We start from the raw sequence: 26,048 nt of genomic DNA on the forward strand, positions 1-26,048 counted from the left end.
CTCCCTCGGCCAACGATCAACGGCTCAGCTTATCAGCCTTGGGCGCACGCGCCGCATTCAGGCTTCAGGCAATTGCCTGAGCAGGCGCAAGGCCTCCTGCGAACCCTGGGCAGCGGCCTGTTCGAGCCAGTAGCGGCCCTGGGCGGGTTCGTTCAGTTGCCCCAAGGCGCACAGCCGGCCGTACTCGAGCTGGGCCCGGCGATCACCGGCGCGCGCCGCCTGGCGCAGCAGTTCGTGGCCGATCCGGCGGTCGCGGGCATTGCCACAATCACGGCAGAGCATCTGCCCCAGGCGGCTCTGGGCCACCACCACGCCCTGGCGCGCTGGCTGCTTGAGCAAGCGCCCGGCAAAGTGCTTGACGTTGGGGTTGTCACCCAGGCGCGGGCTGTCGAGCAACCACAAGGCCACTTTCAAGGAGAAGCGCTTGGGCTCGGGCAGAGGCGACTGGGCAGTGGGGGCAACGAGGTTTTTGGAGCGAAACTTCATAAAAAACAGCGGAGGCAACTCGAGAGGCGCGCCACTCTACTCCATTTTTCTGACAATGGCCCGGTGCTTTTCTGCACTTTTTTCAAAATATTTCAGTGTTTTTTTCTTGACGTCAGGACGGGTATTTTGTCCCTGACGGAAGACTGTCGAAGGATTGTCGGACACCGGCCAAAAAGCTGGCACGCCCGTCCTAGAGCAAGCGCTCGGGACAATCCACAGAAGCTGTGGATAACTCGGTGGACAACCCCCTAAACCTCCCCGCAAACCCCTATGGAATGGGGCTTTCAGTCAAACTGTCGATTTTTTCACCAGCTAAAATAAGTGTTTTTTTTCATTGACTTAAGGCAACGGCCAAGTCATTGGCGGCCACTTGCCGCCTTGTTGCAGCGCTGTAACAAGGGCTGCCCCAAGTGTGCACAACCGCCCTTTAGCGAGGCATTTCCCTGCACGAAATTGGCACGTTCCCTGCCTTGTTGCACTGCAAAGCCGGCGAATTAGCCCTTCACAGACAGCCTGGAACGCGACATACTGATCGGCTCGCCAGACGAAACGCCAAAAAGCTTGCCAGCAACGAAAAACTGCGGTAGTCTTGCCGCCGTTAGTACCAAGCTGAAAGTCAATTCTGGCCAAAGCAGTCCTTACAGTGCCCTGCCCCCTCACATCGGACAGGCCTGTTGAAACCAGGACCGGCCCACTCGATGGTTCCCCAGGTAAATCACTTCTTACTCTGACCGAACCAACCTGCAGATTGATCAGGATCTTCACCCAGCGGCATTGAACCCGACCCTGGCTGTTGCCTGTCCTCTGACGTACCTACCAGTCAGCCCCAGCGCCACATGATAAATGCGCCCAAAACTGGCTGCCCTGTTCCAGTCAGGTTCTTCGCACCGGCTTAAATGCTCGCGTTACTGGAACGTTTTATATGTGCACGGATCGAAACCGTGTCTATTGCAGGAACATCTAATAACTATGAATCACTCTACTCATACTCAGGCTGCCATTCGCACCCTTTCCCAGGCATTTGCCCCTCTGAACTGCTTGATCCTGGCGTCGCGCAAAGGCGGCTTCAGCTTCACCCTGGTCAACGAGCACGGCATTGCCCGGCACAGCGAGCGCCTGTACCCGGAGCAATACTCCGAAGCCGAGCCGCTGCAGGCCGTTATCGAGCGCACCCGTCAGGCCCTGGTGGCCTGATCCGCACGACGCTGCAAACGCTCAAGCCCCGCCCTCTGGCGGGGCTTTTTTATGCCTGGCGCCCAGCAATCACTAATTGCCGCACGGCATATGATTTATAACTAAAAGCCGCAAATGTTTTAAAAACAGGCCTTTACAGCGCGAATATGACACTACACTTCAACTCAAGCGGCAAAGGCCGCTTCCGGCGGGCCTGACCGACTCTCCAGCTGCCAAGCTCCAGCGTCCGCCGGCCAATTTCAAGTTCGAGGGCATCATGGGTATCGCCGCGAGCGAGTTGAGCCAGTTTGTCATTCGTCCGACCCTGATCTACCTGGGTCGCCACTGCGCCAGCGCCGAAGCCCTGCTGCTCGGCGTCGCCGCCAGCCAGTCAGCACTCGGCTCAGCATTGCACGACCGCCGCGGCCACGGCCTGTACCGCATTGGCGAACTGCGCCACCAAAGCCTCTGGGACCAGTTCCTGGCCCGCGACCCGGATCTCGCCAGCCTGGTCCGTGGCCTTGCCAGCCAGCATGCCTTCCTCAGCGGCCCGCACCTGGAACTGACCGTAAACCTGCGCTATGCCACCGCCATCGCCTGGATGCTGATCGAAGAACAAGCCCCCGAACTGCCCGCCGCCGACGATCTGCTCGGGCTTGCACGTATCTGGCGACAAACCTTCCAGCCTCAGGGGCGCCTGCGCGATTTCACCTGCGCCTGGCAAACCTGCATCGCCCCTGTGACTCTTCAGGCCTGCTGAGAGTCACTGCTTTCCATAATCGGAAAATTCCCGCCATTTTGGTCGGATTGTCCTACAAAACCGCTCTATCTCCTGCGATACAGCCTATAGCGCTGCGGGCGAACTGATGGTAATTTTCGCCCCGGAGATCCCAAGGAGTTCTAATAATGAAAAAAGTAATGCTCAAAACCTCTCTCAGCCTCGCCGTCACTCTCGCCTCGACTCAACTGTTCGCCAGCGGCTTTGCCCTCAACGAACAAAGCGTCAGTGGCATGGGCACAGGTTTCGCGGGTCGTTCTTCTTCTGCCGATGATGCCAGCACCGTATTCGGCAACCCTGCCGGTATGTCGCGCCTGAAACGCGAGCAGATCACCGTTGGCGGCGCAGCCGTCATCGCCAAGTCCGATATTTCCGGCGGCGGGCGCCCAGGTGGCACCACCGACGGCGACATGGTGCCGTTCGTCGGCGTGCCCATGGGCTACTACGTCAAGCCTCTGGATGATCACTGGACCGTCGGTTTCGGTGTCTACGCGCCGTTCGGCCTGGTCACCGATTACGAGAGCACTGCCGCCAGCCGTTACTGGGGCAAGAAAAGCCACGTTGAAGTGGTCACCTTCCAGCCAACCATCAGCTACGCCTTCAACGACAAGGTGTCGATCGGTTTCGGCCCGACCATCAACAAGATCAAGGGTGAGCTCAGCGCCAACACCCTCAACCCGCGCACCCCGGGTTTCAACGATGGCGAAGTGAAAATCAAGGGTGACGACACTGCTGTCGGCTACAACATCGGCGTGCTGGTCCAGGCCACCGACAAGACCCGCCTGGGCCTGACCTACCACTCGATGGTCGACTACAAGCTCGAAGGCAACACCAAGATCAACAACGCCCTGATCGGCCCGTTCAGCGGCAGCAAGTTCGACGCTGAACTGAAGATCAAGACCCCTGAATCGGTCGACTTCTCGGTTACCCACGAGCTGGATGACCAGTGGACTATCTATGCTGGTAGCACCTGGACCCGCTGGAGCCGCCTGGAAGCCATCACCGTCACCAACAAGGTTCCTGCCCCGCTGGCCGGCCAGTTCGGCACCATCAGCGAAGAGCAGAACTGGCACGACACCTGGGCCCACGCCATCGGCGCGTCCTACAAGCTGAACAAGGAGTGGGTACTGCGTACCGGCTTCACCGTCGACCAGTCGCCGACCAACAACCACGACCGTTCGCCACGCATCCCGACTGGCGATCGCAAGATCTTCAGCCTGGGCGCCGGCTACAGCCCAACCGACGACATGACCATCGACGTGGCGTACTCCTACCTGTGGGAAGAAGACACCAAGGTCAACCTGGCCAGCCCGACCAAGGGTTCGTACAACGCCAAGTACGAAAACAGCGCTCACGGTATTGGCGCGTCGCTGACCTATCGCTTCTGATAACAGCGCCGCAACGAAAAACCGCCGTCATCGGCGGTTTTTTTATGCCTGAGCAATCGGCCAGGCGTGCCCGACTTCCAGCTGGAGGTACTCCATGAACGCCCGCACCTTGGGGCTCAAGGCGAAACGGTCGGCCACGCACAGGTAGACATCCATCGGTTCGGTCTGGGCGTAGGCCCGTGCCGGCTGCGAATACTCGAACAACGCCACCAGCTGGCCGCGCTCGAGCAAAGGGCGGGCGACGAACTCGGCCAGGCGAGCGATACCGCCATCGCGCACCGCCATCTGCGTCAGTACGTCGATGTCATCGCTGATCAGCACCTTGTCGAACTCGGCATCAAAACGCAGCCCCTCGCGGATAAAGCCCCAGCGCAAAAAGCGCCCGTCCACCGGGTAGCGGAACACCAGGCAGCGGTGTTCCTTGAGCTGCTCGGGCGATTGCGGCCAACCGGCCGCCGCCAGATAGCCCGGGGAAGCGCAACAAATGAACGGCACCCGGGCAATGTGCCGGGCCAGCAGGCCGTCTTCGAGTTGTGGCTGGATGCGGATACTGACATCAACGCCTTCCTGGGCGTGGTTGACCCGCCGATCATTCGTAACCAATTCAATTGAAAGCTGCGGGTAGCGTGCACTGAAGGCCGGAATCAGCGGCGCCAGTACATGGCGGCCAAAGGCCGACGACGAAGCGATGCACAAGCGCCCCTTGGGCTCGCAGTCCGGGGCGGTGACCGCCTGCTGGGCCTGCTCGAGGTCGCGCTCGATGTGCTTGACCTTGTCGTAATACAGGCTGCCACTGGGCGTCAGCACCATACTGCGCGTGGTACGCGCCAGCAGGCGCACCTGCAGGTGGGCTTCCAGGCGGGCGATATTCTGGCTCACTGCGGCGGCACTCAAGCCCAGGCTGCGAGCGCCACCGGCGATGCTGCCGGCCTCGACCACCTTGATGAAACTCTTGATCGAACCGAGCAGGTTCATGACAGCATCCAGGCATTCGTAAGATCTTCTTTATAAAGACCTAAGTCCAGCTCGTCTACCGCAGTCCAACGCCCCCTTGCTAGGCTGCCCCCTCACCCACCAGAAGGAGTCAGCATGACCTTCCAGACCAGCGCCCGCGGCCGGCGCAAACTCGGCGTTCGCGCCACCCCCTACGTGTTTGCCTTCTACATGTCGGCAATCATGGCCCTGTTGATGTGCTTCGTGATTACCGCCGCCAACGCAGGCATCAACGAGCAGTACCTGGGCAACGTGCTCAAAGCCTATCAACTGGCCATGCCAGTAGCCTTTGCCTGTGTGCTGGTGGTGCGCCCGATCGTGCTCAAGCTGGTGGCCTGGACCGTGCACCCGAGCCACTGACGCCGCTCAGGGCCGGGAAGCAATGGCCTTTTCAATCGCCGCCTTGAACGCCGGGTCGTCCGGCTTGGTCAGGCTGGTGAAATTGGCCACAACCTTGCCCTGGCGATCAACCACGTACTTGTAGAAATTCCACTTCGGCGCACTGCTCTGCGCGGCCAGTTCCTTGAACAGCGGCGTGGCATCGTCGCCACGCACGGGCCGGGCCTGGGTCATGGTGAAGGTCACGCCATAGTTGGCGTAGCAGACCTTGGCGGTTTTCTCGGCATCGGCGTCTTCCTGCTTGAAGTCGTTGGACGGCACCCCGAGCATTTCCAGGCCCTGTTCGTGGTACTCCTTGTAGACGCTTTCAAGCCCTTCGAACTGCGGGGCAAAGCCGCAATAGCTGGCGGTATTGACCACCACCAAAGGCTTGCCGGCAAAGCGCTGGCACAGGTCGATCTGCTCCTTGCCGCGCAGCTCCGGCAACGAGCCCTTGAGCAGCGCCGGGCAATCGGCGGCCAGGGCATTGGCCGCAGCGGCCAAGGTCAACAACGGAACCAACATCCAGCGTGCGCGCATCGTCTCTCTCCCTCGAACGTTCCCGAAGTATTCAGAGTACTCCTAGCACACGCCCATGCCCAACTGCATCAACGCCAGGCCGCCCTCATGCCAGCCCCACCAGGCCAGCGCCAGCAGCAATAGCGCGGCGAGGCCGAGCACGCTGCCAATGGCGACCCGTTTCATGCTGCCTGCGCCTGCAAGCGCGCTACCGGGCGTTCGCGTACTGGCCAGTTCAGCGCTGCGGCGAGCAGGCTGAGGAGGATGGAAATTTGCCAGACCAAATCGTAGTTGCCGGTGCGGTCATACACCACCCCGCCCAGCCAGCCGCCCAGAAATGCCCCCAACTGGTGGAACAGGAAGACGATACCGCCGAGCATCGACAAATTGCGCACACCAAACAGGGTGGCCACGGTGCCGTTGGTCAAGGGTACGGTCGACAGCCACAGCAGGCCCATGGCAATGCCGAACAGGTAGGCGCTGAACTGGCTGATTGGCGCCCACAGGAACAACACGATGACTACCGCGCGCAGCAGGTACAGCGCGGTCAGCAGCCGCGGCTTGGACATGCGCCCACCCAGCCAGCCGGCGGTGTAGGTGCCGACGATATTGAACAGCCCGACCAGCGCCAGCACTGTGGTGCCGATGGTCGCCGGCAGGTGCTGGTCGACCAGGTAGGCCGGCAGGTGCACGCCGATGAACACCACCTGGAAACCACAGACGAAAAAGCCCAGGGCCAGCAGCCAGAAACCGGAGTGCGAGCAGGCTTCGCGCAGGGCCTGGCCGAGGGTCTGGTCATTGCCCTGACTGGGCAGCGGACGATCACGCAGCAGCCCTACCAGCGGCACGATAAAGGCCACCAGCAAACCCAGCACCAGCAAGGCCGCCGACCAGCCCAGCCAGCCGATCAGGCCGAGCGTACCCGGCAGCATGGCGAACTGGCCGAAGGAGCCCGCGGCGCTGGCAATGCCCATGGCCATGCTGCGTTTTTCTGGCGGCACGGCACGGCCAACCACGCCGAGGATCACCGAAAACGAGGTGCCCGACAGGCCGATACCGATCAACAAACCGGCACTGAGCGACAGGGTCAGGGCCGAGTCGGACATGCCCATCAGCACAAGGCCGGCGGCATAAAGAATACCGCCGACCATCACCACCTTGGCAGCACCGAGGCGATCGGCCAGGGCTCCGGCAAACGGCTGGGCCAGGCCCCAGATCAGGTTCTGCAAGGCAATGGCAAAGGCAAACACGCCGCGCCCCCAGCCAAAGTCGGCGCTCATCGGCGCCAGGAACAGGCCAAAGCCGTGCCGCACGCCCAGCGACAAGGCCAGGATCAGCGCCGCGCCAAGCAGAATCCACCCACTGGTTCGCCATACTGATGTCATTTTTGTTGTCTCCAGTGCCGCAAGGTTATGCGGGTATATACCCGCTTATACTCGTAAAAAGCTCAGGCCAACAGCTCCAGCAGGCGCACCAGTTCGTCACGCTGACCTTCGCCGAGGGTCTCGATCAAGCCGCTTTGCGCTTGCTCCCAGGCCGGCTCCGCCGCTTGCAGGCGTGCCCGGCCCTGCTCGGTCAGCAACACGATACGGTTGCGCAAGTCCTGCCCTTCGGCCAGGGCCACCAGGCCCTCGGCTTCCAGTACCCGCAGGTTGCGCCCCAAGGTGCTGCGGTCCAGGCCCATGGCCTCGGCCAGCGTGGAAATACTCGGTTGATCCAGGCGGCGTAAATGACGCAACAGGGAAAACTGCGCGACATTGATCCCGAAGCCTTCGAGGGCCTCGTCGTAGTGTCGGCTCACCCCACGGGCGGCGCGACGCAGGTGGGTGCAGATGCATTCGCTGGTCAACATAATGCGTGTATATACCCGCACTTTGGCAACTGCAAGCTTTTATTCGCCGCTCACAGCACCAAAGCGAGCAATACCGCCAGCTCCAGCAGCTCGAGCAGGGCCCCGGCGGTATCACCGGTGGTGCCACCCAGACGGCGCACCATCACGTGGCGCAGCCAGGCGAAGACGATGGCGGCAACCAGCAGCCCCCCTATACCCTTGAACCCTGCCAGCAGCACACAGGCCAACGCACTGACGAGCATCACCAGCTGGCCCGCCCGACGCGGCAAATGATCGGCAAGCGCCTGGCCGAGCCCGCCGCTGCGCACATAGGGCGTGCACAGGAACAAGCCCAGTAACCCCGCGCGGCCGATCAGCGGTGCGAGCACCAGCAGCAGCCCGTCACCGCGCTCGATCAACGCCAGCAAGGCGCAGAACTTGAGCAGCAGCACCAGCACCAGGGTGACCACGGCAATCGGCCCGCTGCGCGGGTCTTTCATGATCAGCAAGGTACGTTCGCGGTCGCCGAAACCGCCGAGCCAGGCATCGGCGCTGTCGGCCAGGCCGTCCAGGTGCAAGGCGCCGCTGAGCAGCACCCAGGCGCTGAGCAGCAAGGCGGCGTGCAACAGCACCGGGCTACCGGCCAGCAGCGCGTTCAACCCCCAGAGCACCACCCCGAACAACAGCCCTACCAGCGGGTAAAACAGCAATGAGCGGCCCATTTGTTCCGGCGCCGGCATGCCCGGCAGGCGCACCGGCAAGCTGCTGAGAAACTGCAGGGCGATCCAGAACCCCAGCATCTCAGCACACCTCGCGCAGGCTGCCGTCGGCCAGCAGTTCCAGGCGGCACAAGGCACCATGGGCCACTTCGACCTGCAGCAGCTGTTCACGCGGCAGGCCACGGGCGCGGGCCAGCAACAGGCGCATGACGCCACCGTGGGTGACCAGCAGCAACTGCTGGCCGGCATGGGCCTGGTGCAAGATGCTGATGGCCTGCAACACCCGTACGGAGAAATCCGCCACCGGCTCGCCACCTGGCGGTGTGTAGGCATAAGGGTCAGCCCAGAACCGGCCGAGCTCGGCTTCATGGGTGAGCATCAGCGCTGCCGCGCTGCGCCCTTCCCACTCACCGAAATGCAGCTCTTGCAGCCCCGGCGCCAGCTGCAGCGGCAGGTTCAACTGCGCGCCCAGCTCCTGGGCAAAGCGTGCGCAGCGCTGCAATGGCGAGCTGACCAATGCATCCCAAGGGCCGGCATCACTCACCGCCGCGCGCATCTGCGCCCAGCCATTGTCAGTCAGGGCATCGTCGAGGCTACCGCGCAGGCCGCCGCCCAGTTCGGTTTCTCCGTGGCGCAGCAGGTCGATGATCATGCCGGGCGGTCCGCTACCGCAGCTTCGGCGAAGGTCGCCATCTGCCCGTGCAGGTCACAGGCCAGGCGCAACAGCGGCACCGCCAGTGCCGCACCACTGCCCTCGCCCAGGCGCAGGCCCAGCTCCAGCAGCGGCTCGGCGTCGAGTTCGGCGAGCACCCGGCGATGACCGGGCTCGGCGCCGCGATGACCGAACAGCAGCCAGTCGCGGCAACCCGGATTGATACGCGTCGCCACCAGCGCGGCAACGGTGCAGATAAACCCATCCACCAGCACCGCAACACCAGCCTGGGCGCAACCCAGGTAGGCGCCGACCAGCGCGGCGATCTCGAAACCACCAAAACACAACAGCCGCTGCAGCGGGTCGTCGCCAAGATTGGCATGCTGCAGCAAGGCGCGCTCGATGACCTCGGCCTTGTGCCGCACACCGGCGGCGTCCAGGCCGGTACCCGGACCACTGAGCTCGCTGGCCGGACAACCGAGCACGGCGCAGGCCAGGGCGCTGGCGGCGGTGGTGTTACCGATGCCCATCTCGCCGCCGATAAACAACCGGGCGCCGCTGGCGGCCGCGCGCAGGGCACTCTCGCGCCCGCCTTGCAGAGCCTGCAGGCCTTGTTCGTAGGTCATCGCCGGTACCCGAGCGAAGTTGGCCGTGCCCGGGCCGACGCGCAGGTGGCGCACGTCCGGCAGGTCCAGGGCCAGGTCGATGGTACCCAGGTCGATCACTTCCAGTTGAGCATTCAGCTGCCGCGCCAGCACGCTGATCGCAGCGCCGCCGCTGACGAAATTGAGCAGCATCTGCCCGGTCACCGCCTGCGGGTAAGCCGAGATACCTTCGGCGACCACACCGTGATCGCCGGCAAAAATCGCGATCCACACCTGCTCGACGCTCGGCTTGAGCTGGCCTTGCAAGCCGGCCAGTTGCACTGCCAGCTGCTCCAGGCGACCCAGCGAGCCTGCCGGCTTGGTCAGTTGCTGTTGCCGCGCCAGGGCCTGTTCGCGAACAATCGGGTCGACAGCTCGACAGGCTTCACGCCACCAGGTTTGACTCATAGTGCAGGTCCTTTCAGGGTAAGCGGCAAGCCGGCGACAGTCAGCACCACGCGCTGGCAGCGCTCGGCAATGGCCTGGTGCAGCGCGCCTGCTTCATCGACATAACGGCGGGTCAGCTCGCCCATGGGCACCACGCCCAGGCCGGTTTCGTTGCTGACCAGTATGATTTCGCCCGGCAACGCTGCCAGGCACTCGAGCAGCGCCGTGCGTTCGGCCGCCAGGCGCTCAGGGTTGTCGAGCATCAGCAGGTTGGTCAGCCACAGGGTCAGGCAATCGACCAGCAGGCAGCGCTCGGCACTGGCAGTGGCACGCAGCACCCGCGCCAACTCCAGCGGCTCTTCGATCAATCCCCACTCGGCCGGACGCCGCTCGCGGTGCAACTGCACCCGTGCATTCATCTCGCCGTCGAGCGGTTCGCTGGTGGCGATGTAGGTGACCGCCAGGCCGCTCTGCACCGCCAGTTGTTCGGCCAGGCGGCTCTTGCCCGAACGGGCGCCGCCAAGGATCAGGTTGAGCATTTCAGTTCTGTCCGCAGAGTTGGCGCAGGCGCGCGGTGTCCAGGTGCTGCTCGACCAGGTCGGCCAGGCGCTCGATGTCGCGTTCGCGCAGGGCGTGGTAGTCGATCTGCTCGACCTCCTGCAGCCCGGCCCAGCGCAACAGCGCGGCGCAGCAATGCGGCGCCTCGAACAGGCCATGCAGGTAGGTGGCGAGGATCTGCCCGTCGGCGCTGATGGCGCCATCGGCGCGGCCGCCGTCGAGCAACACTGCCGGGCGCTCCAGCGCCGGCCCCTGGGTTACCCCGGCATGAATCTCGTAGCCGCTGATGGCCGCCTGCTCCAGCTGCAGGGTGCCGGCGACATTGCGCAGCTGCTTTTCGGCTTCGAGCACGGTGACAAAATCCAGCAGACCGAGGCCATCGCTGGCTCCTGCTGGGCCTTCCAGGCCCAAGGGGTCTTCCACCCGCTGGCCGAGCATCTGCAGCCCGCCGCAAATGCCCAGGACCTTGCCGCCGTAACGCAGGTGGCGACTGATCGCCTGGTCCCAACCACGCTCACGCAATTGCGCCAGGTCGCCGCGCACGCTCTTGGAGCCAGGCAAAATGATCAGGTCAGCGGGCGGAATCGGCTGACCGGGGCCGATAAACTGCAGATCGACCTGCGGGTGCAGGCGCAGCGGGTCGAAATCGGTGTGGTTGCTGATGCGCGGCAGCACCGGCACGATCACCTTGAGCTGGCGCCCGGCCTTGAGGCCCTGGCGCTGGTCGATACCGTCTTCGGCTTCCAGGTGCAGGTCCAGCACATAGGGCAGCACGCCCAGCACTGGCTTGCCGGTACGTTCTTCAAGCCAGTCCAGACCCGGCTGGAGCAAGGCGATATCGCCACGAAAACGGTTGATGACAAAGCCTTTGACCCGCGCCTGTTCGCTCGTCGAGAGCAACTCCAGGGTACCGACCAGATGCGCAAACACCCCGCCCCGATTGATGTCGGCAATCAGGATCACCGGGCAGTCGACTGCCTCGGCAAAGCCCATGTTGGCAATGTCGCCGGCACGCAGGTTGATTTCAGCCGGCGAGCCGGCGCCTTCGACCATTACCACCGGATAGGCCGCGCTCAGGCGCTGGTGCGAAGCCAGCACGGCCTGCATGGCGATGGCCTTGTAGTCGTGATAGGCCACGGCGTTCATGCTGGTGACCGCGCGGCCATGGACGATCACCTGGGCGCCGGTGTCGCTGTTGGGCTTGAGCAGCACCGGGTTCATGTCGGTGTGGGGCGCCAGGCCCGCGGCCTGCGCCTGCACCGCCTGGGCGCGGCCGATCTCGCCGCCCTCGGCGGTCACGGCACTGTTGAGCGCCATGTTCTGCGGCTTGAACGGCACCACGGCAATGCCCTGGCGCAACAGCCAGCGGCACAGCGCGGTCACCAGGGTGCTTTTGCCGGCATCGGAGGTGGTGCCCTGCACCATCAGGGTGGTCATGCTTGTTCCTTGCGGTAATCGCTGAAAGCCTGGGCCAGGCGCTGAAAGTCCGGTTCACTGGCCGGCAGGCCGAAACGCAGGCTCGGCGGCTGGCTGAACAGGCGCAGGAGGATGCCGCGCCGGGCCATGAATTCATGCAGGCGCGGCGCCTGCTCGGTGACCAGGTACTGGAACAGGTCGCAGCTGCCGCTGGGGGCGAAACCTGCCGCACTGAGCACCTCGGCCAGGCGCTGGCTGGCAGCGGCGCAGCGGATGATCTGCTGCTGATGGGCGGCGCCGTCGAGCAGGCAGGCCTGGCCGAGGATCCGCGTCGGGCCGCTGATGGTCCAGGGCCCGAGCTGTTCGGCGAGCAGTTGCAACAACTGGCGCTCGGCCAGAACAAAGCCCAGGCGTACGCCGGCCAAGCCGAAGAACTTGCCGAACGAGCGCAGCACGATCAACCCGCTGCGCTCGGCATGGGCGCCAATGCTGTGTTGCGGGGTGTTGTCCATGAACGCTTCATCAACCAGCAGCCAGCCGCCACGGCGGGCCAGGCGACCATGCCATTCCAGCAGTTGCTCGGCAGCAATCAGCTGCCCGGTGGGGTTGTTGGGGTTGACCACCACCAGCACGTCGAGGCTGTCGAGGTAATAATCGACCTGGTCCAGCGGCAACTCGCGCACCCGGTGCCCAGCGCGGCGCCAGCCTTCGGCGTGTTCGGCGTAGCACGGCGACAGCACCCCGACCGTGCCGGGGCGACGCAGGCGTGGCAAAGCCTGGATCGCCGCCTGGGAGCCGGCCACTGGCAACAGTTGCTCGACCTGATAGTAATCACGGGCCGCCTGCTCGAGGCCGTCTTCGGTTTCGGGCAAGCGCGCCCAGGCCCGCAGCGGAATCTCAGGGATGGAATAAGACCACGGGGCGATGCCGCTGGACAGGTCCAGCCAGTCTTCGCGGGCGATGCCGTATTGCTGCACTGCGCGTTGCAGGCGACCACCGTGTTCAAGCATAGAATTCAGCCCCCAGGCACAACAGCAGCAACCACAACCACACGCCCTGGCAAACCAGGCGCCAACCGCGTTCGATGGCGTCGGCATCGGCCTGCGGGCCTTCGCCCAGTTGCGGGCGCTCGTGCAGCTCGCCGTGATACACCGCCGGCCCGCCCAGCTCGACGCCCAGGGCTCCGGCCCCGGCCGCCATCACCGGCCCGGCATTGGGGCTGTCCCACAACGGCGCCTGGCGCCGCCAGCAGCTCAGGGCCAGGCGGGTCTTGCCCAGCAGCGCGTAAGTCAGCGCCACCAAGCGTGCCGGAATATAGTTGAGCACATCGTCGATCTTCGCCGCGGCCCAGCCAAAACGCTCGAAGCGTTCATTACGATAGCCCCACATGGCGTCGAGGGTGTTGCTCAGACGATAGAGCACCACCCCCGGTACGCCGGCAACGACAAACCAGAACAGCGCGGCGAACACCGCATCGCTGCCGTTCTCCAGCACCGACTCGGTGGCGGCGCGGGCCACGGCGGTTTCGTCCAGCTCGCGGGTTTCGCGGCTGACCAGATAACCGACGCGCTGGCGGGCTTTTTCCAGGTCGCCCTGGCGCAGGGCTTCGGCCACCGGCGTTACGTGCTCGCCAAGGCTGCGCAGGCCGAGGGCGCAGTACAGCGCCAAAACTTCAATCAGCCAGCCAATGTACGGCAGCCAGGACAACAGCATGGCGATGAAGGTTAGCGGCACCACCGCCAGGAACCAGGCGCTGACGCCGTGGCTGCGCCAGCCTCGGCCGCCGGCATTCAAGCGCTGCTCCAGGCGCCCGGCCAGGCGCCCGAAGGCTACCAGCGGATGCCGGCGCTTGGGCTCGCCCAGCAGCGCATCCAGCGCCACCCCGGCCACTGTCAGCAACGCCACGCTCATCAAGACTCCCCCCACTGGTTTTCAAACAGCATGTCGTGCAGCGGCCGCGCTGTGGTCCAGCCTTCAAGCACCAGCATCGGCGCCGGGTAAAATTCGTGAACCGGGCCCAGGCAGAGGATTGCCAACGGCTTGGCACCGGCCGGCATGCCGAGCAGCTCGGCCAGGGCCCGGGGCTCGAACAGCGACACCCAGCCCATGCCCAGACCTTCGGCGCGGGCCGCCAGCCACAGGTTCTGGATCGCACAGGACAACGACGCCAGGTCCATCTCCGGCAAGGTCCGGCGGCCGAAAATGTGCGCTTCGCGCCCATCCATCAGCGCCGCCACCAGCAGCTCGGCGCAGTCGTTGATGCCTTCGACCTTGAGTTTCATGAAGTCATCGGAGCGCTCGCCGAGCGCCTGCGCTGTACGCAGGCGCTCCTCTTCCACCAGGGCCTGGATCCGCTGGCGCAGCTCGCGCTGGGTGATACGGATGAAACGCCAGGGCTGCATCAGCCCGACGCTGGGCGCCTGGTGCGCGGCCTCAAGCAGCCGCGCGAGCAACTCGGGGGCGACTTCGCCGCCACTGAAGTGACGCATGTCGCGACGCTCGCCGATGGCGCGGTAGACCGCCGCACGTTCGGCCTCGGTAAAAGCATGTTCAGTCATGGACACAGCAGCGCCGCCGACGCCTGGGGGTTGGAAGCAAAATAGAAATGCACGTAGGAGGCGGTCAAGCGCCCCTGGCGGTACACCGCCTCGGCACCACGACCACCGTTGGGGCTCTGGCCGCGGGCAACCGGCTCAAGCTCGGTATGGGTCAGCGAATGATGATAGGTGTGCCCGCGCAAGGTGCCTTCAGGCAGCTCTACGGCCTGCAGGGCCAAGGCGGCCAGGCGCTTTTGCATCACTGCCTCGCCTGCCAGCAGGCCGAGCAGTTCGGCACGCTCGCCGGCAACATCGGTGAGCGCATCGAGCAGGTAGAGCATGCCGCCGCATTCGGCGAGCAACGGCTTGCCGGCGTGGTGATGGGCGCGGATAGCCTCGAGCATCGGTGTGTTGGCCGCCAGCGCCTGGTGATGCAATTCGGGGTAACCGCCAGGCAGATACAAGCTGTCGGCTGGCGGCAAGCTTGTGTCATGCAGCGGCGAGAAGAACGCCAGCTGCGCGCCCATGGCCCGCAGCAGGTCGAGGTTGGCGCCATAGGTAAAGGCAAAGGCTTCGTCGCGGGCAACCGCAATGCGCACACCTTGCAGCAACGGCTCGATGGCAAACTCGGTCGGCGCGGCAAAGCGCACCGCTGGCGGCAACGCCGCATCGCAACTGGCGCCCAGGGCCGCTGCGGCAGCATCCAGCCGCGCATCAAGGTCGTTCAGTTCACTGGCTTGCACCAGCCCCAGGTGACGGCTCGGCAATTCGATGCCGGTTTCTCGCGACAGCCCACCGTACCAGCGCAACCCCTCGGTCAGGCTGCCTTCAAGCAACTGGGCATGGCGCAGGGTACCGACACGGTTGGCCAACACCCCGGCAAACGGCAGGTCCGGCTGATAGCGCGCCAGGCCCAGGGCCAGGGCGCCGAAGGTCTGGGCCATGGCGGTGCCATCGATCACCGCCAGCACCGGCACGCCAAAATGCCGGGCCAGGTCGGCGCTCGATGGCGTGCCGTCGAACAGGCCCATGACCCCTTCGATGAGGATCAGGTCGGCCTCGCCCGCCGCCTCCCACAATAGCCGGCGGCTTTCCTGCTCGCCGACCATCCACAGGTCGAGCTGATACACCGGCGCACCACTGGCGCGCTCGAGGATCATCGGGTCAAGAAAGTCCGGGCCGCACTTGAACACGCGGACCTTGCGCCCCTGGTTGCGATGCAGGCGCGCCAGTGCGGCGGTCACCGTGGTCTTGCCCTGGCCGGAGGCCGGGGCGGCGATCAATACCGCCGGGCAATGGCGCGCATCACTCATAGTTCGACGCCCTTCTGGGCGCGGATGCCGGCCTGGAAGGCGTGCTTGATCATGCCCATTTCGGTGACGGTGTCGGCCAGTTCGATCATTTCGTCTTTGGCCGCGCGACCGGTGACGATCACGTGCTGCATCGGCGGGCGCGCCTGCAGGTCGCTGAGCACCTGGTCGAGGTCGAGGTAGCCGTGCTTGAGGGCGATGTTCAGTTCATCAAGCACCACGAAGGCGATCGACGGGTCCTGGAGCATCTGCCGCGACACTGCCCAGGCAGCTTCGGCGGCGGCGATGTCGCGCTGGCGGTCCTGGGTTTCCCAGGTAAAGCCCTCGCCCATCACGTGGTAGCGCACCTGCTCGGGAAAGCGCCGGAAGAACAGCTCTTCGCCAGTGCTGTTGCGGCCCTTGATGAACTGCACCACGCCACACTGCATGCCGTGGCCCATGGCCCGGGCAAGCATGCCGAAGGCCGAACTGCTCTTGCCCTTGCCGTTGCCGGTAAGTACCAGCAGCAAGCCGCATTCGTTGGGCGAGTTGGCGATGCGCTCGTCGATCACGGCCTTTTTGCGCTGCATGCGCGCCAGGTGGCGTTCGTCGCGCTCGGTGGATTCAGTCATGAGGTTCTCCGCAAACCACTGTCGGCCGATCTGCAACGAACGCAGCAGCCGACGGCTGCTCAGCGTATCGAAGGAACGGGCGTGACAGATGAATGGATATGGCAGACGGAAAACGCGCAGGGCTGCGGCACAGGCCGGAGGAACCGCGCATCACCCTCCGTGATGCCGTTGGCTGTTACAGGCCGGTCTCCGGGCTTGTGAGCGGGGCCATCGACACCCGGGGCTACGCGCCTTCCCGGGCATGAATGCCCAGTGGCCCTGCACAGCCTTGACTCACCTACCGTTGCGGGGGCAGCGCCGGATTCGCGCGTTTTACGCGCCCACCGGCTTCCCTGTTTCACCCTGCCAGGCCATCGCCTGCAGAGCACCTGAAACAAGTCGCGAAGGTTAGAGGGTTGCACCCGGAGCGTCAATGAAAGGCGCTGCACTGGCCTGGATCAATGGCGCCTTTGTCATCTTGTGCAACACTGACTTCAGTGATATCAAATAGCCACACCTCGGCTGTACTCGATCACAACTATAAGGGAGAGCAGCATGCAAGGCCTGATCATCAATAATGCGCGCCTGGAGTTCCTGCGCCCGGCCCTGGAACGCTGGGTCGATTGCATCGACCGCTTCAACCAGACCCTCGGTGACGGTGAGGCGCCCTATTGGCACGGCGCCCAAGCCAACCTCGGGCTGCTCTCGGCCGCCGCCTGGCAGGCCGAGCTGGTGACCCTGCAGCAGCACCAGAGCAAGAAGCAGCGCGATGACGGCGATCGCGAAGGCCGCTGCGACCTGTACATCGCCAACCGCGAAGAGGCCGCCTACCTGCAGGCCAGCCAGCGCTGGCCACGCATCGCCAAGCTCGACCTGAATAACGCCCTGGGCGAAACCGTCCAGGCTGCTCGGCAAATTGCCGCGCCCAGCCAGCTTAAAGTCGCTGCGCTGTTCGCCAGCCCCTGGAAAGCCGGCCAGCACGCCAGCCCCGAAGAGCTGCAGGACCTGGTCGACGACCTGCAAAAGCATAACGCCTGCGCCATCGCCTGGTACTTTCCCTACGCCTACCGCAAGCTGCACAACGAAGCCGGCCAGTATCACCCCGGCATCGCCCTGTTGCTCAAGCAGGCCTGACCCGGGGAACCTCCCACGCCTGGCGTGCCTCTACTGGCAATAGCGGCCATCATTGCGAGGGAAACGACATGGGTATCAAGCCGATTGCACTGCTGCTGGCAGTGACTGCGGGGTTAAGCGGCTGCGGCGAGAACGCCCGCCTTGAGGTCAGCGACGGGGTCGGCCCGTCGCCGCAATTGCCCGAACCGAACAAGACCCTGATCCCCACCGTCAACATCGCCCCCGCCATTGGCTGGCCCCAGGGCATGACGCCCAAGGCTGCGCCCGGCACCCAGGTGGCGGCCTTCGCCGCAGGCCTGGACCACCCGCGCTGGCTCTATGCCCTGCCCAACGGCGACATCCTGGTAGCCGAAACCAATGCCCCGCCCAAGCCCGATGACGGCAAGGGTATTCGCGGCTGGGTGATGGGCAAAGTCATGGACCGCGCCGGCGCCGGCGTGCCCAGCGCCAACCGCATCAGCCTGCTACGCGACAGCGACCACGACGGCGTGGCGGAAACCCGTACGACCTTTGTCGAGAACCTCAATTCACCGTTCGGCATGGCCCTGGTCGGCAATGATTTCTACGTTGCCGACACCGATCGCCTGCTGCGCTTTCACTATGAACCCGGCGCGACTTCGATCAAGGGCCCGGGTACAGCCGTGGCCGAACTACCGGGCGGCACGCTGAACCATCACTGGACCAAGAACGTGATCGCCAGCCGTGACGGCAAGAAGCTCTACGTCACCGTCGGCTCCAATAGCAATGTCGGTGAGAACGGCATGGACCAGGAAAAAGGCCGCGCGGCGATCTGGGAAGTCGACCCGGCCAGCGGCCAGACGCGGATCTTCGCCTCAGGCCTGCGCAACCCCAACGGCCTGGCCTGGGAGCCGCACACCGGACAGCTGTGGACCGCAGTCAACGAGCGTGACGAGATCGGCAGCGACCTGGTGCCCGACTACATTACCTCGGTCAAGGATGGCGGCTTCTATGGCTGGCCCTACAGCTATTACGGCCAGCACATCGATCAGCGGGTCAACCCGTCTGATCCGAACCTGGTGGCCAGCGCCATTGCCCCGGACTATGCGGTGGGGCCGCACACGGCGTCGCTGGGCCTGACCTTCGCCGAAGCAGGGGTGCTGCCGGCACCGTTCGAGCAAGGCGCGTTCATTGGCCAGCATGGCTCGTGGAACCGCAAACCGCACAGTGGCTACAAGGTGATCTTCGTACCCTTCAGCACTGCCGGCAAACCTGCGGGCAAGCCGATCGACGTGCTCAGCGGGTTTCTCAATGATGAAGGCAAGGCCATGGGCCGGCCGGTCGGGGTGATCAACGATCAGCGCGGCGGGCTGCTGGTAGCCGATGATGTCGGGAACACGATCTGGCGGGTGAGCAAGGCCCGGTAAGCCGGGGGAGCTCAGCGTTTGCGGCAGAGGGTCAGGCCATCGCCAATCGGCAGCATCGACAGGTCCACCCGTGGGTCGTCCTTGAGCTTTAGGTTCAATGCCTGGATGGCGCGGGTATCTTCGCTGTCCGGCTTTTGCTCAAGCACCCGCCCGCTCCACAGGGTGTTGTCGAACAGCACCAGCCCGCCGACCCGCAGCAGGCGCAGGGCCTCTTCCAGATAGTGCGGGTAGTTGGCCTTGTCGGCATCGATGAAGATCAGGTCGTAGCGCGCTGATGGCAGTGTCGCCAGGGTCTGCAAGGCCGGCGCCAGGCGCAGCTCGATGTGCTCGGCGACTCCAGCCTCCTGCCAGTAGCGCCAGGCCACGGCGTTGTAGCTGCCCTCAAGGTCGCAACAAAGCAACTGCCCATGCTCCATGGCCTGAGCCATGCACAAAGCGCTGTAGCCGGTGAAAGTACCCACCTCGATCACCCGCTCGGCACCGATCAGGCGCACCAGCAGCGCCAGCAACTGGCCTTGCTCCGGTGCCACCTGCCAGCGTGCTTCGGCCAGGGCCTGGGTTTCTTCACGCAAACGGGCGAGCAACGGCGTCTCGCGCAGCGACACGCTTTGCAGGTAGTGGTAGAGGGGGTCGTCGAGGTAGAGCGTCTGGGCGGTCATCGTCTACCTCGCACAGGTCAGGGGTTGCGCGCCAGGTGCGCTGGCTGCAGCACCCGCTTGGCGTTCAGGTAGGTCTTTTGCCAATAGCTGTTGGACAGGTAGTCCAGGCGCACCGTTCCGCCGGTGGCCGGGGCATGGACGAAGCGCCCTTCGCCGACATAGATACCGGCATGGCTGACCTGCGAGCCACCATTGGTGGCAAAGAACACCAGGTCGCCGGACTGCAGGTCGTTGCGCTCGATGCTCGGTGCGCGGATGCCGATCATCTCCCGGGTCGAACGCGGCAACGAGATGCCCGCAGCATCACGATAGACGTAGCCAATCAGGCCGCTGCAGTCGAAACCCGAATCCGGGGTGTTGCCGCCCCAACGGTACGGCGTGCCGACCAGGCCGAGGGCGCGGAACAGCACGTCTTCGGCAACCGGGGAGAAATACACTTGCGGGGCCATGACTGCCGGCTCGACCACTTTACGCGGGGCCGGGGCATGACTTGAGCAGGCACCGAGCAGTGCTGCGAGGGAAAGTAGAGCGAAGCGCGCCATCATCGCCATGGTCAGAACATCCTGTCTGAAGCCGCTTCGGCCAAGAGCCGAAAAGAGTTGAGAATTTAGATTAGACGCTTTCTGTAAACACGCACGGCGACGAGCTTTTCAGCTACGTCGCCGTGGTCAAACCTGTCGAAGGATCAGTTGCGCGAGAGCGTGGTCGCGGCCGGAGCCATGGCCAGTGCACGCTTGGCTTCGATGAAGGTCTTGCTCCAGTAGCGATCACCGAGCTTGTCGATGCGCACGCCACCGCTGCGGCGGCTGCTGGAGTGGATGAACTGATCGTCGCCGAGGTAGATACCGGCGTGGCTGACGCGGCCGCGACCATTGGTGCTGAAGAACAGCAGGTCGCCTGGCTTGAGGTTGTTGCGAGCAACCAGCGGGGCCTTGACGTTGATCATTTCGCGGGTAGAGCGCGGCAGGTTGAGGCCGGCTTCTTCGCGGAACAGGTAGCCGATGAAGCCGCTGCAATCAAAGCCGGTGTTCTCGGAGGTACCACCGAAACGGTAGCGGGTACCGATCAGCGACATGCCGCGCTCGAGAATGTTGTCGGCCAGGGCTGGCAGCTGGTAAGGCTTGCTGCTGGAGAAATCTTGCAGCTCTTCTTCGGTGGCCAGCTCTTCCTCGAACGTCGCCTGGACGGAGGACTTGGTCGAAACCTGAGCGGAAACCGGTTGCTGCTGAACCTGCTGCTGCGATACGGGACCGGTGGTCGCGCAGCCAAAAAGCAGGGTCACGAGTGCGAGGGGCACGAGGGGTGCGAAGCGATTTAGCATGGGCACGACCGTGTCTGGAATTTAAAGAAGTCGAGACTATGCCTTCTATCGCATCGATTTGCAAATTCAATCGAAAAAAATGTGACTTTTATGTGCCGAGGCTCTAGCCCCTGCCTTACCAGCCCAAAGTTTCTTTCAAGAACGGGATGGTGAGCTTGCGTTGAGCCTGCAAAGAGGCCTGGTCGAGGCGCTCGAGCAGGTCGAACAGTGCGCTCATGCTACGGGTGCCACGGGTGAGGATGAAGTGCCCGACCTCGTCGGTCAGGTGCAGGCCGCGGCGCGAAGCACGCAATTGCAGGGCGCGCAGCTTGTCTTCGTCCGATAGCGCACGCATCTGGAAGATCAGCGCCAGGGTCAGGCGCGACTTGAGGTCGGCGAGCTTGATCGGCAGTTCGCGGGGCGAGCTGGAGGCAGCCAGCAACAGGCGCCGACCACTGTCGCGCAGGCGATTGAAGAGGTGGAACATGGCCTCTTCCCACTCCGGCTTGCCGGCAATGACATGCAGGTCGTCGAGGCAGACCAGTTCGTACTGTTCGAGGTTGTCGAGCAATTCGACGCCGCGATCGAGCAATTGCGCCAGGGGCAGGTACACCGCCGGTTCACCCAGTTGCTCGAAGCGCAGGCAGGCGGCCTGCAGCAGGTGGGTGCGGCCCACGCCCTGTTTGCCCCACAGGTAGATCAGGCTTTCGGTCCAGCCGGCGTCGGCTTCGCAGAGTCGCTCGACGTAGCCCAAAGCGGCGGCGTTGGCACCCGGATAGTAGTTGATGAAGGTGGCGTCATCACGCAGACGCACACCCAGGGGCAACTGGATCGGTTTCATGCTGGCTGGGCAGTTCCGGGGAACCGCAAGGGGCCTTTTGTGAAAAGTCTGCAAAGTTTATACCCGTGGAGCCCCTCGCACAATCGGCGCAGACCACAAGTAAAATCAAAGGCTTGCATTAGCGGGTAAAGGCCAATGCAAGCCAGGTGCTATCAAGCTAGAGATCCGGGTCGATTTCGCCCGCGTAGATATCCGACTCTTTATACAGGTCATGCACATGGCGCAGCAGCACCATGATCACCGCCGCCACCGGCAAGGCCAGCAACACCCCGGTAAAACCGAACATCTCGCCACCGGCCAGGATCGCGAAGATCACCGCCACCGGGTGCAGGCCAATGCGATCGCCCACCAGCAGCGGTGTCAGCACCATGCCTTCGAGCGCCTGGCCGACCATGAATACGGCTGCGATGCCGAGCAAAGGATAAGGGTCGCCGCCGAACTGGAACAGCCCGGCAATCATCGCCGCGCCGATACCAATAATGAAGCCCATGTACGGCACGATCGCCGCCAGGCCCGCCAGCAGGCCGATCAGCAAGCCCAGCTCCAGGCCCACCAGCATCAGCCCCGAGGCATAGATGATACCCAGGGCCAGCATCACCAGCAGCTGGCCACGGACGAAGGCGCCCAGCACTTCGTGACACTCACCAGCCAGGGCCACCACCCGTTCCTCGCGCTGGCGCGGCAGCAGGCTGCGGATCTTGGCCATCATCAGGTCCCAGTCGCGCAGCAGGTAGAAGCTCACCACCGGGATCAGCACCAGGTTGGCCAGCCAGCCAATCAGGGCCAGGCCCGAAGCCGTGGCCTGGGACAGGATGACCCCGACGATGTCGGTGGTCTGGCCCATGTGCTCGCTGATGGCGGCCTTGATCTTGTCGAACTTCCAGAAGCCGTCGGCCAGGCCCAGGCGCGTCTGCACCCAGGGCAGGGCCTGGTGCTGCAGCCAGTCGAGCATCTGCGGCGCCAGCTCATACAGGCGCACCAGCTGTTTGGCCAGCATCGGCACCAATACCAGCAGCAACAAGGTCAGCAGCAGGGTGAACAGGGCAAACACCACCACCACACCCCAGGTGCGCGACAGGCCGGCGCGCTCCAGACGGTCGACCAGCGGATCGGCCAGGTAGGCCAGCAAAATGCCGACCAGAAACGGCGAAAGAATCGGGTGCAGCCAATACAGCAAGGCCGCGCACAGCAGCGCCCCGCCTACCCATACCCAGCGACGTGTATCAGTCATGAACGGCTCCCGGCCAGGTCAGGGTTTACCAACGAAAACGCAGCCCGTTGAAGGGTTGCGGGGCGGCGGCCTGGGTTGCCCCGGGGTTGGCCGGATCGACGGCTGCAGGTGCCGCGGGCGCATCGGCCGGCAGCTCCTGCAACTTGGCCAGGCCCAGTTGCGCGCGCAACTGATCGCTGTTGCCGGTGACCTGATAGGTCAGGGTATCGCCCTGCACCACCTTGAGCCGCGCGCCGTAAGGCTCGAGCACCCGGCCCAGTTCGGCATAACGTTCCAGGGTCATGCCCTGGACCTGCACCTGCATTTCGCTGCTGGCCCCTGGACGGGCGACGAAGCGCGGCGCCAGGCGGTTGCTGACGGCGAGCATCACGGCATCGGCCAGGGCCGCCTGATCAGCGCCCTCGGCAGTGCCCTGCTCGCGCTGCTCGCCCAGCCACAGGCGCCACTTACCCTGCCATTTGCCATCGGCTTCGCTGGCGTGCACCGCCAGCAAGGCATCGGCGCCGTAGCGCTCGGAAGCCTCGCGCAGCGGCGCCGGGTCGGTGCCTTCAAGATTCTTGCCGGTTGCCACCAGTTGCTCCTGCAGATCGGCCAGCGGCAAGCGCAGCGGCAGGCCGCGGTGCTGGGCGGCGCGACGCAGCGGTTCGGCGCTGCCCTGGCCGTCACCAACCAGGTTCGAACCTTCGACGCTGTCGTTCAACCACCAGCCGAGGATCGCTGGCCGGTTATTGCCCCACAGGGCCAGGCCCGCCTGACGCAAGGCGCGCTCGGTGCTGCCCGGGTCGAAGTCGACCAGCACGGTTTCCGGCGGGCCGGCCTCGAAGCCGAACTGGCTGATGATTTGTTGCGGGTCTTTGCGCAGCGCAGCCAGGCCCGGGCTTTGCACAGCCTTGGCGTCGCCGGTCAGGCGCAACACCAGGGTTTCGAGGGCTTTTTCGGTGGCCTGGGTACGGGCTTCGGCGCCCTGGCCGGTGACCGGTTCGCGGACCTGATAAAGGCCGGAGAGGGTTTCGGCCTGAGCCGAGAGGCCGAACAGGGCCAGACAGCCGGCGGCCAGGTAATTACGCAAACGCATGGAGGATTCCTGTCCAGGTAATAAAGAAGCGTGGGCGACAAAAACGGACGCAGCTCAGACCGCAGCACCCGGTAAAACATTCAACCGCTGGCGGCAAATTGCGCCCATCGCCTTTGCTATACCTTATACAGCCTGCGCCGTGGCAACCAGTCGCGCACTGTTAAAGCGTATTTTTCGCAACATTTAAGGCCCTGCCCGTCGGCCTGAGGATGGCCGCTACCGGGCAACCCTGATAAAATCGCGCGCCTTCGCAGACCGGCGACGGTCAGGCAGCCGGATTCCCTCCGCCTTGCCTGGCAGGTCACGGTCGATTCCCCTGAATCCCTCCCCCCTAAAGGCCTGGATCATGAGCAAGCAACCCTCCCTGAGCTACAAGGACGCCGGTGTAGACATCGACGCCGGTGAAGCATTGGTCGAACGCATCAAAGGCGTTGCCAAGCGCACGGCGCGCCCGGAAGTCATGGGCGGCCTGGGCGGTTTTGGCGCCCTCTGCGAGATCCCGGCCGGCTACAAGCAGCCGGTTCTGGTCTCCGGCACCGACGGCGTCGGCACCAAGCTGCGCCTGGCACTGAACCTGAACAAGCACGACAGCATCGGCCAGGACCTGGTCGCCATGTGCGTCAACGACCTGGTGGTCTGCGGTGCCGAGCCGCTGTTCTTCCTCGACTACTACGCCACCGGCAAACTCAATGTCGACGTTGCCGCTACCGTGGTCACCGGTATCGGCGCTGGCTGCGAACTGGCTGGTTGCTCCCTGGTCGGCGGTGAAACCGCTGAAATGCCAGGCATGTACGAAGGCGAAGACTACGACCTGGCCGGCTTCTGCGTTGGCGTGGTAGAAAAAGCCGAAATCATCGACGGCTCCAAGGTTGCCACTGGCGACGCGCTGATCGCCCTGCCATCGTCCGGCCCGCACTCCAACGGCTACTCGCTGATCCGCAAGATCATCGAAGTTTCCGGTGCCGACATCGAAACCATCCAGCTCGACGGCAAGCCGCTGACCGAACTGCTGATGGCCCCGACGCGCATCTACGTAAAGCCGCTGCTCAAGCTGATCAAGGACACCGGCGCGGTCAAGGCCATGGCCCACATCACCGGTGGCGGCCTGCTCGACAACATCCCGCGCGTCCTGCCAAAAGGCGCCCAGGCTGTGGTTGACGTGGCCAGCTGGAATCGCCCGGTGGTGTTCGACTGGCTGCAACAGCAAGGCAACGTCGACGAGCACGAAATGCACCGCGTATTGAACTGCGGCGTCGGCATGGTCATCTGCGTCGCCCAGGACCAGGTCGACATCGCCCTGAAGGTCCTGCGTGAAGCCGGCGAGCAGCCATGGGTCATCGGCCAGATCGGCATCGCCGCCGAAGGCGCTGCCCAGGTTGAGCTGAAGAACGTCAAGGCACACTGATGCCGAGCAAGACCTGTGATGTCGTGGTGCTGTTGTCCGGCACCGGCAGCAACCTGCAAGCATTGATCGACAGCACCCGCACCGGCGACAGCCCGGTGCGGATCTGCGCGGTCATCTCCAACCGCGCCGACGCCTATGGCCTGCAGCGCGCCAAAGACGCCGGTATCGCCACCGCCGTGCTCGACCACAAGGCCTTCGACGGCCGCGAGGCATTCGACGCGGCACTGGTCGAACTGATCGATGGCTACCGCCCGCAACTGGTGGTGCTGGCCGGTTTCATGCGCATCCTCAGTGCCGGCTTTGTCCGTCACTACCAGGGCCGCCTGCTGAACATTCACCCTTCCCTACTGCCCAAGTACAAGGGCCTGCACACTCATCAACGAGCGCTGGAAGCCGGCGATGCCGAGCATGGCTGCAGCGTGCACTTCGTCACCGAGGAACTCGATGGCGGACCGCTGGTCGTACAGGCAGTGATACCGGTAGAGTTGGATGACACGCCAGAACGTCTGGCACAGCGGGTTCACAGCCAGGAACACCTGATCTATCCGCTGGCGGTGCGCTGGTTTGCCGAGGGCCGTTTGCGCCTGGGCGAGCACGGTGCTCTACTGGATGGCCAGCCTCTGGCGGCCAGCGGCCACTTGATTCGACCCTAGGAGAAA

30 protein-coding genes and 1 riboswitch are annotated in these 26,048 nt (G+C 64.2%); of the genes, 8 read left to right on the forward strand and 22 right to left on the reverse strand.

What is annotated here, in order from left to right:
• Positions 1-57 precede the first annotated feature (57 nt).
• Positions 58-486: a tetratricopeptide repeat protein gene (locus tag LOY22_RS20045; RefSeq protein ID WP_093387352.1), complete on the reverse strand. Its 429-nt coding sequence runs from the start codon at positions 484-486 to the stop codon at positions 58-60.
• Between the two features lie 969 nt (positions 487-1,455).
• On the opposite strand from LOY22_RS20045, the gene LOY22_RS20050 reads away from it, so the two are divergent.
• The 3 genes from LOY22_RS20050 (at position 1,456) to LOY22_RS20060 (ending at position 3,825) form a co-directional block, all read left to right on the forward strand.
• Entirely contained in the window at positions 1,456-1,680 is a 225-nt protein-coding gene (locus LOY22_RS20050) for a hypothetical protein (protein WP_045195514.1), read from the forward strand.
• A gap of 256 nt (positions 1,681-1,936) precedes the next feature.
• Positions 1,937-2,419 (forward strand): hypothetical protein, encoded by a 483-nt coding sequence (locus LOY22_RS20055; protein WP_045195516.1) that lies wholly within the window; start codon positions 1,937-1,939, stop codon positions 2,417-2,419.
• Positions 2,420-2,565: 146 nt separating this feature from the next.
• Entirely contained in the window at positions 2,566-3,825 is a 1,260-nt protein-coding gene (locus LOY22_RS20060; RefSeq protein ID WP_045195518.1) for an OmpP1/FadL family transporter, read from the forward strand.
• A 42-nt stretch (positions 3,826-3,867) separates the two neighbouring features.
• Here the strand turns inward: LOY22_RS20060 and LOY22_RS20065 are convergent, their stop codons facing one another.
• Positions 3,868-4,800: a LysR family transcriptional regulator gene (locus LOY22_RS20065; protein ID WP_045195520.1), complete on the reverse strand. Its 933-nt coding sequence runs from the start codon at positions 4,798-4,800 to the stop codon at positions 3,868-3,870.
• A gap of 114 nt (positions 4,801-4,914) precedes the next feature.
• Here LOY22_RS20065 and LOY22_RS20070 point away from each other — a divergent pair, with 114 nt between their 5' ends.
• Positions 4,915-5,178, forward strand: coding sequence for a DUF2798 domain-containing protein (locus tag LOY22_RS20070; RefSeq protein ID WP_093380331.1), 264 nt, complete (start codon positions 4,915-4,917; stop codon positions 5,176-5,178).
• A 6-nt stretch (positions 5,179-5,184) separates the two neighbouring features.
• Here the strand turns inward: LOY22_RS20070 and LOY22_RS20075 are convergent, their stop codons facing one another.
• From LOY22_RS20075 to cobO, 14 genes are all read right to left on the reverse strand, one after another.
• The gene (locus LOY22_RS20075) at positions 5,185-5,736 is read right to left on the reverse strand and encodes a glutathione peroxidase (RefSeq protein WP_093380328.1); all 552 of its coding nucleotides are present in this window, start codon (positions 5,734-5,736) and stop codon (positions 5,185-5,187) included.
• Positions 5,737-5,778: 42 nt separating this feature from the next.
• On the reverse strand, positions 5,779-5,901 hold the full coding sequence (locus LOY22_RS20080; RefSeq protein WP_256326709.1) for a hypothetical protein: 123 nt from the start codon (positions 5,899-5,901) through the stop codon (positions 5,779-5,781).
• Positions 5,898-7,100: an MFS transporter gene (locus LOY22_RS20085; protein WP_045195526.1), complete on the reverse strand. Its 1,203-nt coding sequence runs from the start codon at positions 7,098-7,100 to the stop codon at positions 5,898-5,900. The genes LOY22_RS20080 and LOY22_RS20085 overlap by 4 nt, the downstream gene beginning before the upstream one ends.
• Before the next feature lie 62 nt (positions 7,101-7,162).
• The gene (locus LOY22_RS20090) at positions 7,163-7,567 is read right to left on the reverse strand and encodes a MarR family winged helix-turn-helix transcriptional regulator (protein WP_045195528.1); all 405 of its coding nucleotides are present in this window, start codon (positions 7,565-7,567) and stop codon (positions 7,163-7,165) included.
• 50 nt (positions 7,568-7,617) lie between these two features.
• On the reverse strand, positions 7,618-8,346 hold the full coding sequence (locus LOY22_RS20095; RefSeq protein ID WP_093380326.1) for an adenosylcobinamide-GDP ribazoletransferase: 729 nt from the start codon (positions 8,344-8,346) through the stop codon (positions 7,618-7,620).
• 1 nt (position 8,347) lies between these two features.
• Entirely contained in the window at positions 8,348-8,917 is a 570-nt protein-coding gene (cobC, locus tag LOY22_RS20100) for an alpha-ribazole phosphatase family protein (protein WP_093380324.1), read from the reverse strand.
• A complete protein-coding gene (gene cobT / locus LOY22_RS20105) occupies positions 8,914-9,969 on the reverse strand; it encodes a nicotinate-nucleotide--dimethylbenzimidazole phosphoribosyltransferase (RefSeq protein ID WP_093380322.1) in 1,056 nt (351 codons plus the stop codon). Before cobT ends, cobC begins: the two co-directional genes overlap by 4 nt.
• Positions 9,966-10,487 carry a bifunctional adenosylcobinamide kinase/adenosylcobinamide-phosphate guanylyltransferase gene (gene cobU / locus LOY22_RS20110; RefSeq protein WP_213603476.1) on the reverse strand — a complete coding sequence of 174 codons (522 nt, stop codon included), beginning with the start codon at positions 10,485-10,487 and terminating at the stop codon, positions 9,966-9,968. The genes cobT and cobU overlap by 4 nt, the downstream gene beginning before the upstream one ends.
• Position 10,488: 1 nt before the next feature.
• Positions 10,489-11,943, reverse strand: a complete 1,455-nt coding sequence (locus LOY22_RS20115) for a cobyric acid synthase (RefSeq protein ID WP_045195538.1) — start codon at positions 11,941-11,943, stop codon at positions 10,489-10,491.
• A complete protein-coding gene (gene cobD / locus LOY22_RS20120; protein WP_093380313.1) occupies positions 11,940-12,932 on the reverse strand; it encodes a threonine-phosphate decarboxylase CobD in 993 nt (330 codons plus the stop codon). Before cobD ends, LOY22_RS20115 begins: the two co-directional genes overlap by 4 nt.
• Positions 12,925-13,833 carry an adenosylcobinamide-phosphate synthase CbiB gene (gene cbiB / locus LOY22_RS20125; protein WP_045195541.1) on the reverse strand — a complete coding sequence of 303 codons (909 nt, stop codon included), beginning with the start codon at positions 13,831-13,833 and terminating at the stop codon, positions 12,925-12,927. The genes cobD and cbiB overlap by 8 nt, the downstream gene beginning before the upstream one ends.
• On the reverse strand, positions 13,833-14,486 hold the full coding sequence (bluB, locus tag LOY22_RS20130) for a 5,6-dimethylbenzimidazole synthase (RefSeq protein ID WP_176794226.1): 654 nt from the start codon (positions 14,484-14,486) through the stop codon (positions 13,833-13,835). Before bluB ends, cbiB begins: the two co-directional genes overlap by 1 nt.
• Complete coding sequence (locus tag LOY22_RS20135; RefSeq protein WP_045195546.1) at positions 14,477-15,772, reverse strand: cobyrinate a,c-diamide synthase; 1,296 nt, start codon at positions 15,770-15,772, stop codon at positions 14,477-14,479. The genes bluB and LOY22_RS20135 overlap by 10 nt, the downstream gene beginning before the upstream one ends.
• A complete protein-coding gene (cobO, locus tag LOY22_RS20140) occupies positions 15,769-16,380 on the reverse strand; it encodes a cob(I)yrinic acid a,c-diamide adenosyltransferase (RefSeq protein ID WP_010220352.1) in 612 nt (203 codons plus the stop codon). The genes LOY22_RS20135 and cobO overlap by 4 nt, the downstream gene beginning before the upstream one ends.
• A gap of 162 nt (positions 16,381-16,542) precedes the next feature.
• A riboswitch (cobalamin riboswitch) is annotated at positions 16,543-16,767 on the reverse strand.
• Between the two features lie 147 nt (positions 16,768-16,914).
• Between cobO and LOY22_RS20145 the strand changes: the two genes are divergently transcribed.
• Together LOY22_RS20145 and LOY22_RS20150 are read left to right on the forward strand one after the other, a co-directional pair.
• Entirely contained in the window at positions 16,915-17,493 is a 579-nt protein-coding gene (locus LOY22_RS20145; protein ID WP_045195550.1) for a hypothetical protein, read from the forward strand.
• 68 nt (positions 17,494-17,561) lie between these two features.
• Entirely contained in the window at positions 17,562-18,878 is a 1,317-nt protein-coding gene (locus LOY22_RS20150) for a sorbosone dehydrogenase family protein (protein ID WP_258594579.1), read from the forward strand.
• 11 nt (positions 18,879-18,889) lie between these two features.
• Here LOY22_RS20150 and LOY22_RS20155 read toward each other — a convergent pair whose 3' ends face one another.
• The 6 genes from LOY22_RS20155 to LOY22_RS20180 form a co-directional block, all read right to left on the reverse strand.
• Complete coding sequence (locus tag LOY22_RS20155) at positions 18,890-19,537, reverse strand: O-methyltransferase (RefSeq protein ID WP_258594581.1); 648 nt, start codon at positions 19,535-19,537, stop codon at positions 18,890-18,892.
• Between the two features lie 17 nt (positions 19,538-19,554).
• Positions 19,555-20,088: a C40 family peptidase gene (locus LOY22_RS20160; protein ID WP_093380304.1), complete on the reverse strand. Its 534-nt coding sequence runs from the start codon at positions 20,086-20,088 to the stop codon at positions 19,555-19,557.
• Positions 20,089-20,222: 134 nt separating this feature from the next.
• Entirely contained in the window at positions 20,223-20,858 is a 636-nt protein-coding gene (locus LOY22_RS20165; protein ID WP_045195558.1) for a C40 family peptidase, read from the reverse strand.
• 115 nt (positions 20,859-20,973) lie between these two features.
• Entirely contained in the window at positions 20,974-21,678 is a 705-nt protein-coding gene (gene hda, locus LOY22_RS20170) for a DnaA regulatory inactivator Hda (RefSeq protein WP_010220358.1), read from the reverse strand.
• Between the two features lie 157 nt (positions 21,679-21,835).
• Positions 21,836-22,909, reverse strand: a complete 1,074-nt coding sequence (locus tag LOY22_RS20175) for an AI-2E family transporter (protein WP_045195560.1) — start codon at positions 22,907-22,909, stop codon at positions 21,836-21,838.
• A 25-nt stretch (positions 22,910-22,934) separates the two neighbouring features.
• Positions 22,935-23,984, reverse strand: a complete 1,050-nt coding sequence (locus LOY22_RS20180) for a DUF2066 domain-containing protein (RefSeq protein ID WP_093380302.1) — start codon at positions 23,982-23,984, stop codon at positions 22,935-22,937.
• A gap of 346 nt (positions 23,985-24,330) precedes the next feature.
• Here LOY22_RS20180 and purM point away from each other — a divergent pair, with 346 nt between their 5' ends.
• Both purM and purN read left to right on the forward strand, forming a co-directional pair.
• On the forward strand, positions 24,331-25,389 hold the full coding sequence (gene purM / locus LOY22_RS20185; RefSeq protein WP_258594584.1) for a phosphoribosylformylglycinamidine cyclo-ligase: 1,059 nt from the start codon (positions 24,331-24,333) through the stop codon (positions 25,387-25,389).
• A complete protein-coding gene (gene purN, locus LOY22_RS20190) occupies positions 25,389-26,042 on the forward strand; it encodes a phosphoribosylglycinamide formyltransferase (RefSeq protein WP_093380297.1) in 654 nt (217 codons plus the stop codon). The genes purM and purN overlap by 1 nt, the downstream gene beginning before the upstream one ends.
• Positions 26,043-26,048 lie beyond the last annotated feature (6 nt).

The sequence above is a fragment of the Pseudomonas sp. B21-035 genome, from assembly GCF_024748945.1.
GTDB lineage: Bacteria > Pseudomonadota > Gammaproteobacteria > Pseudomonadales > Pseudomonadaceae > Aquipseudomonas.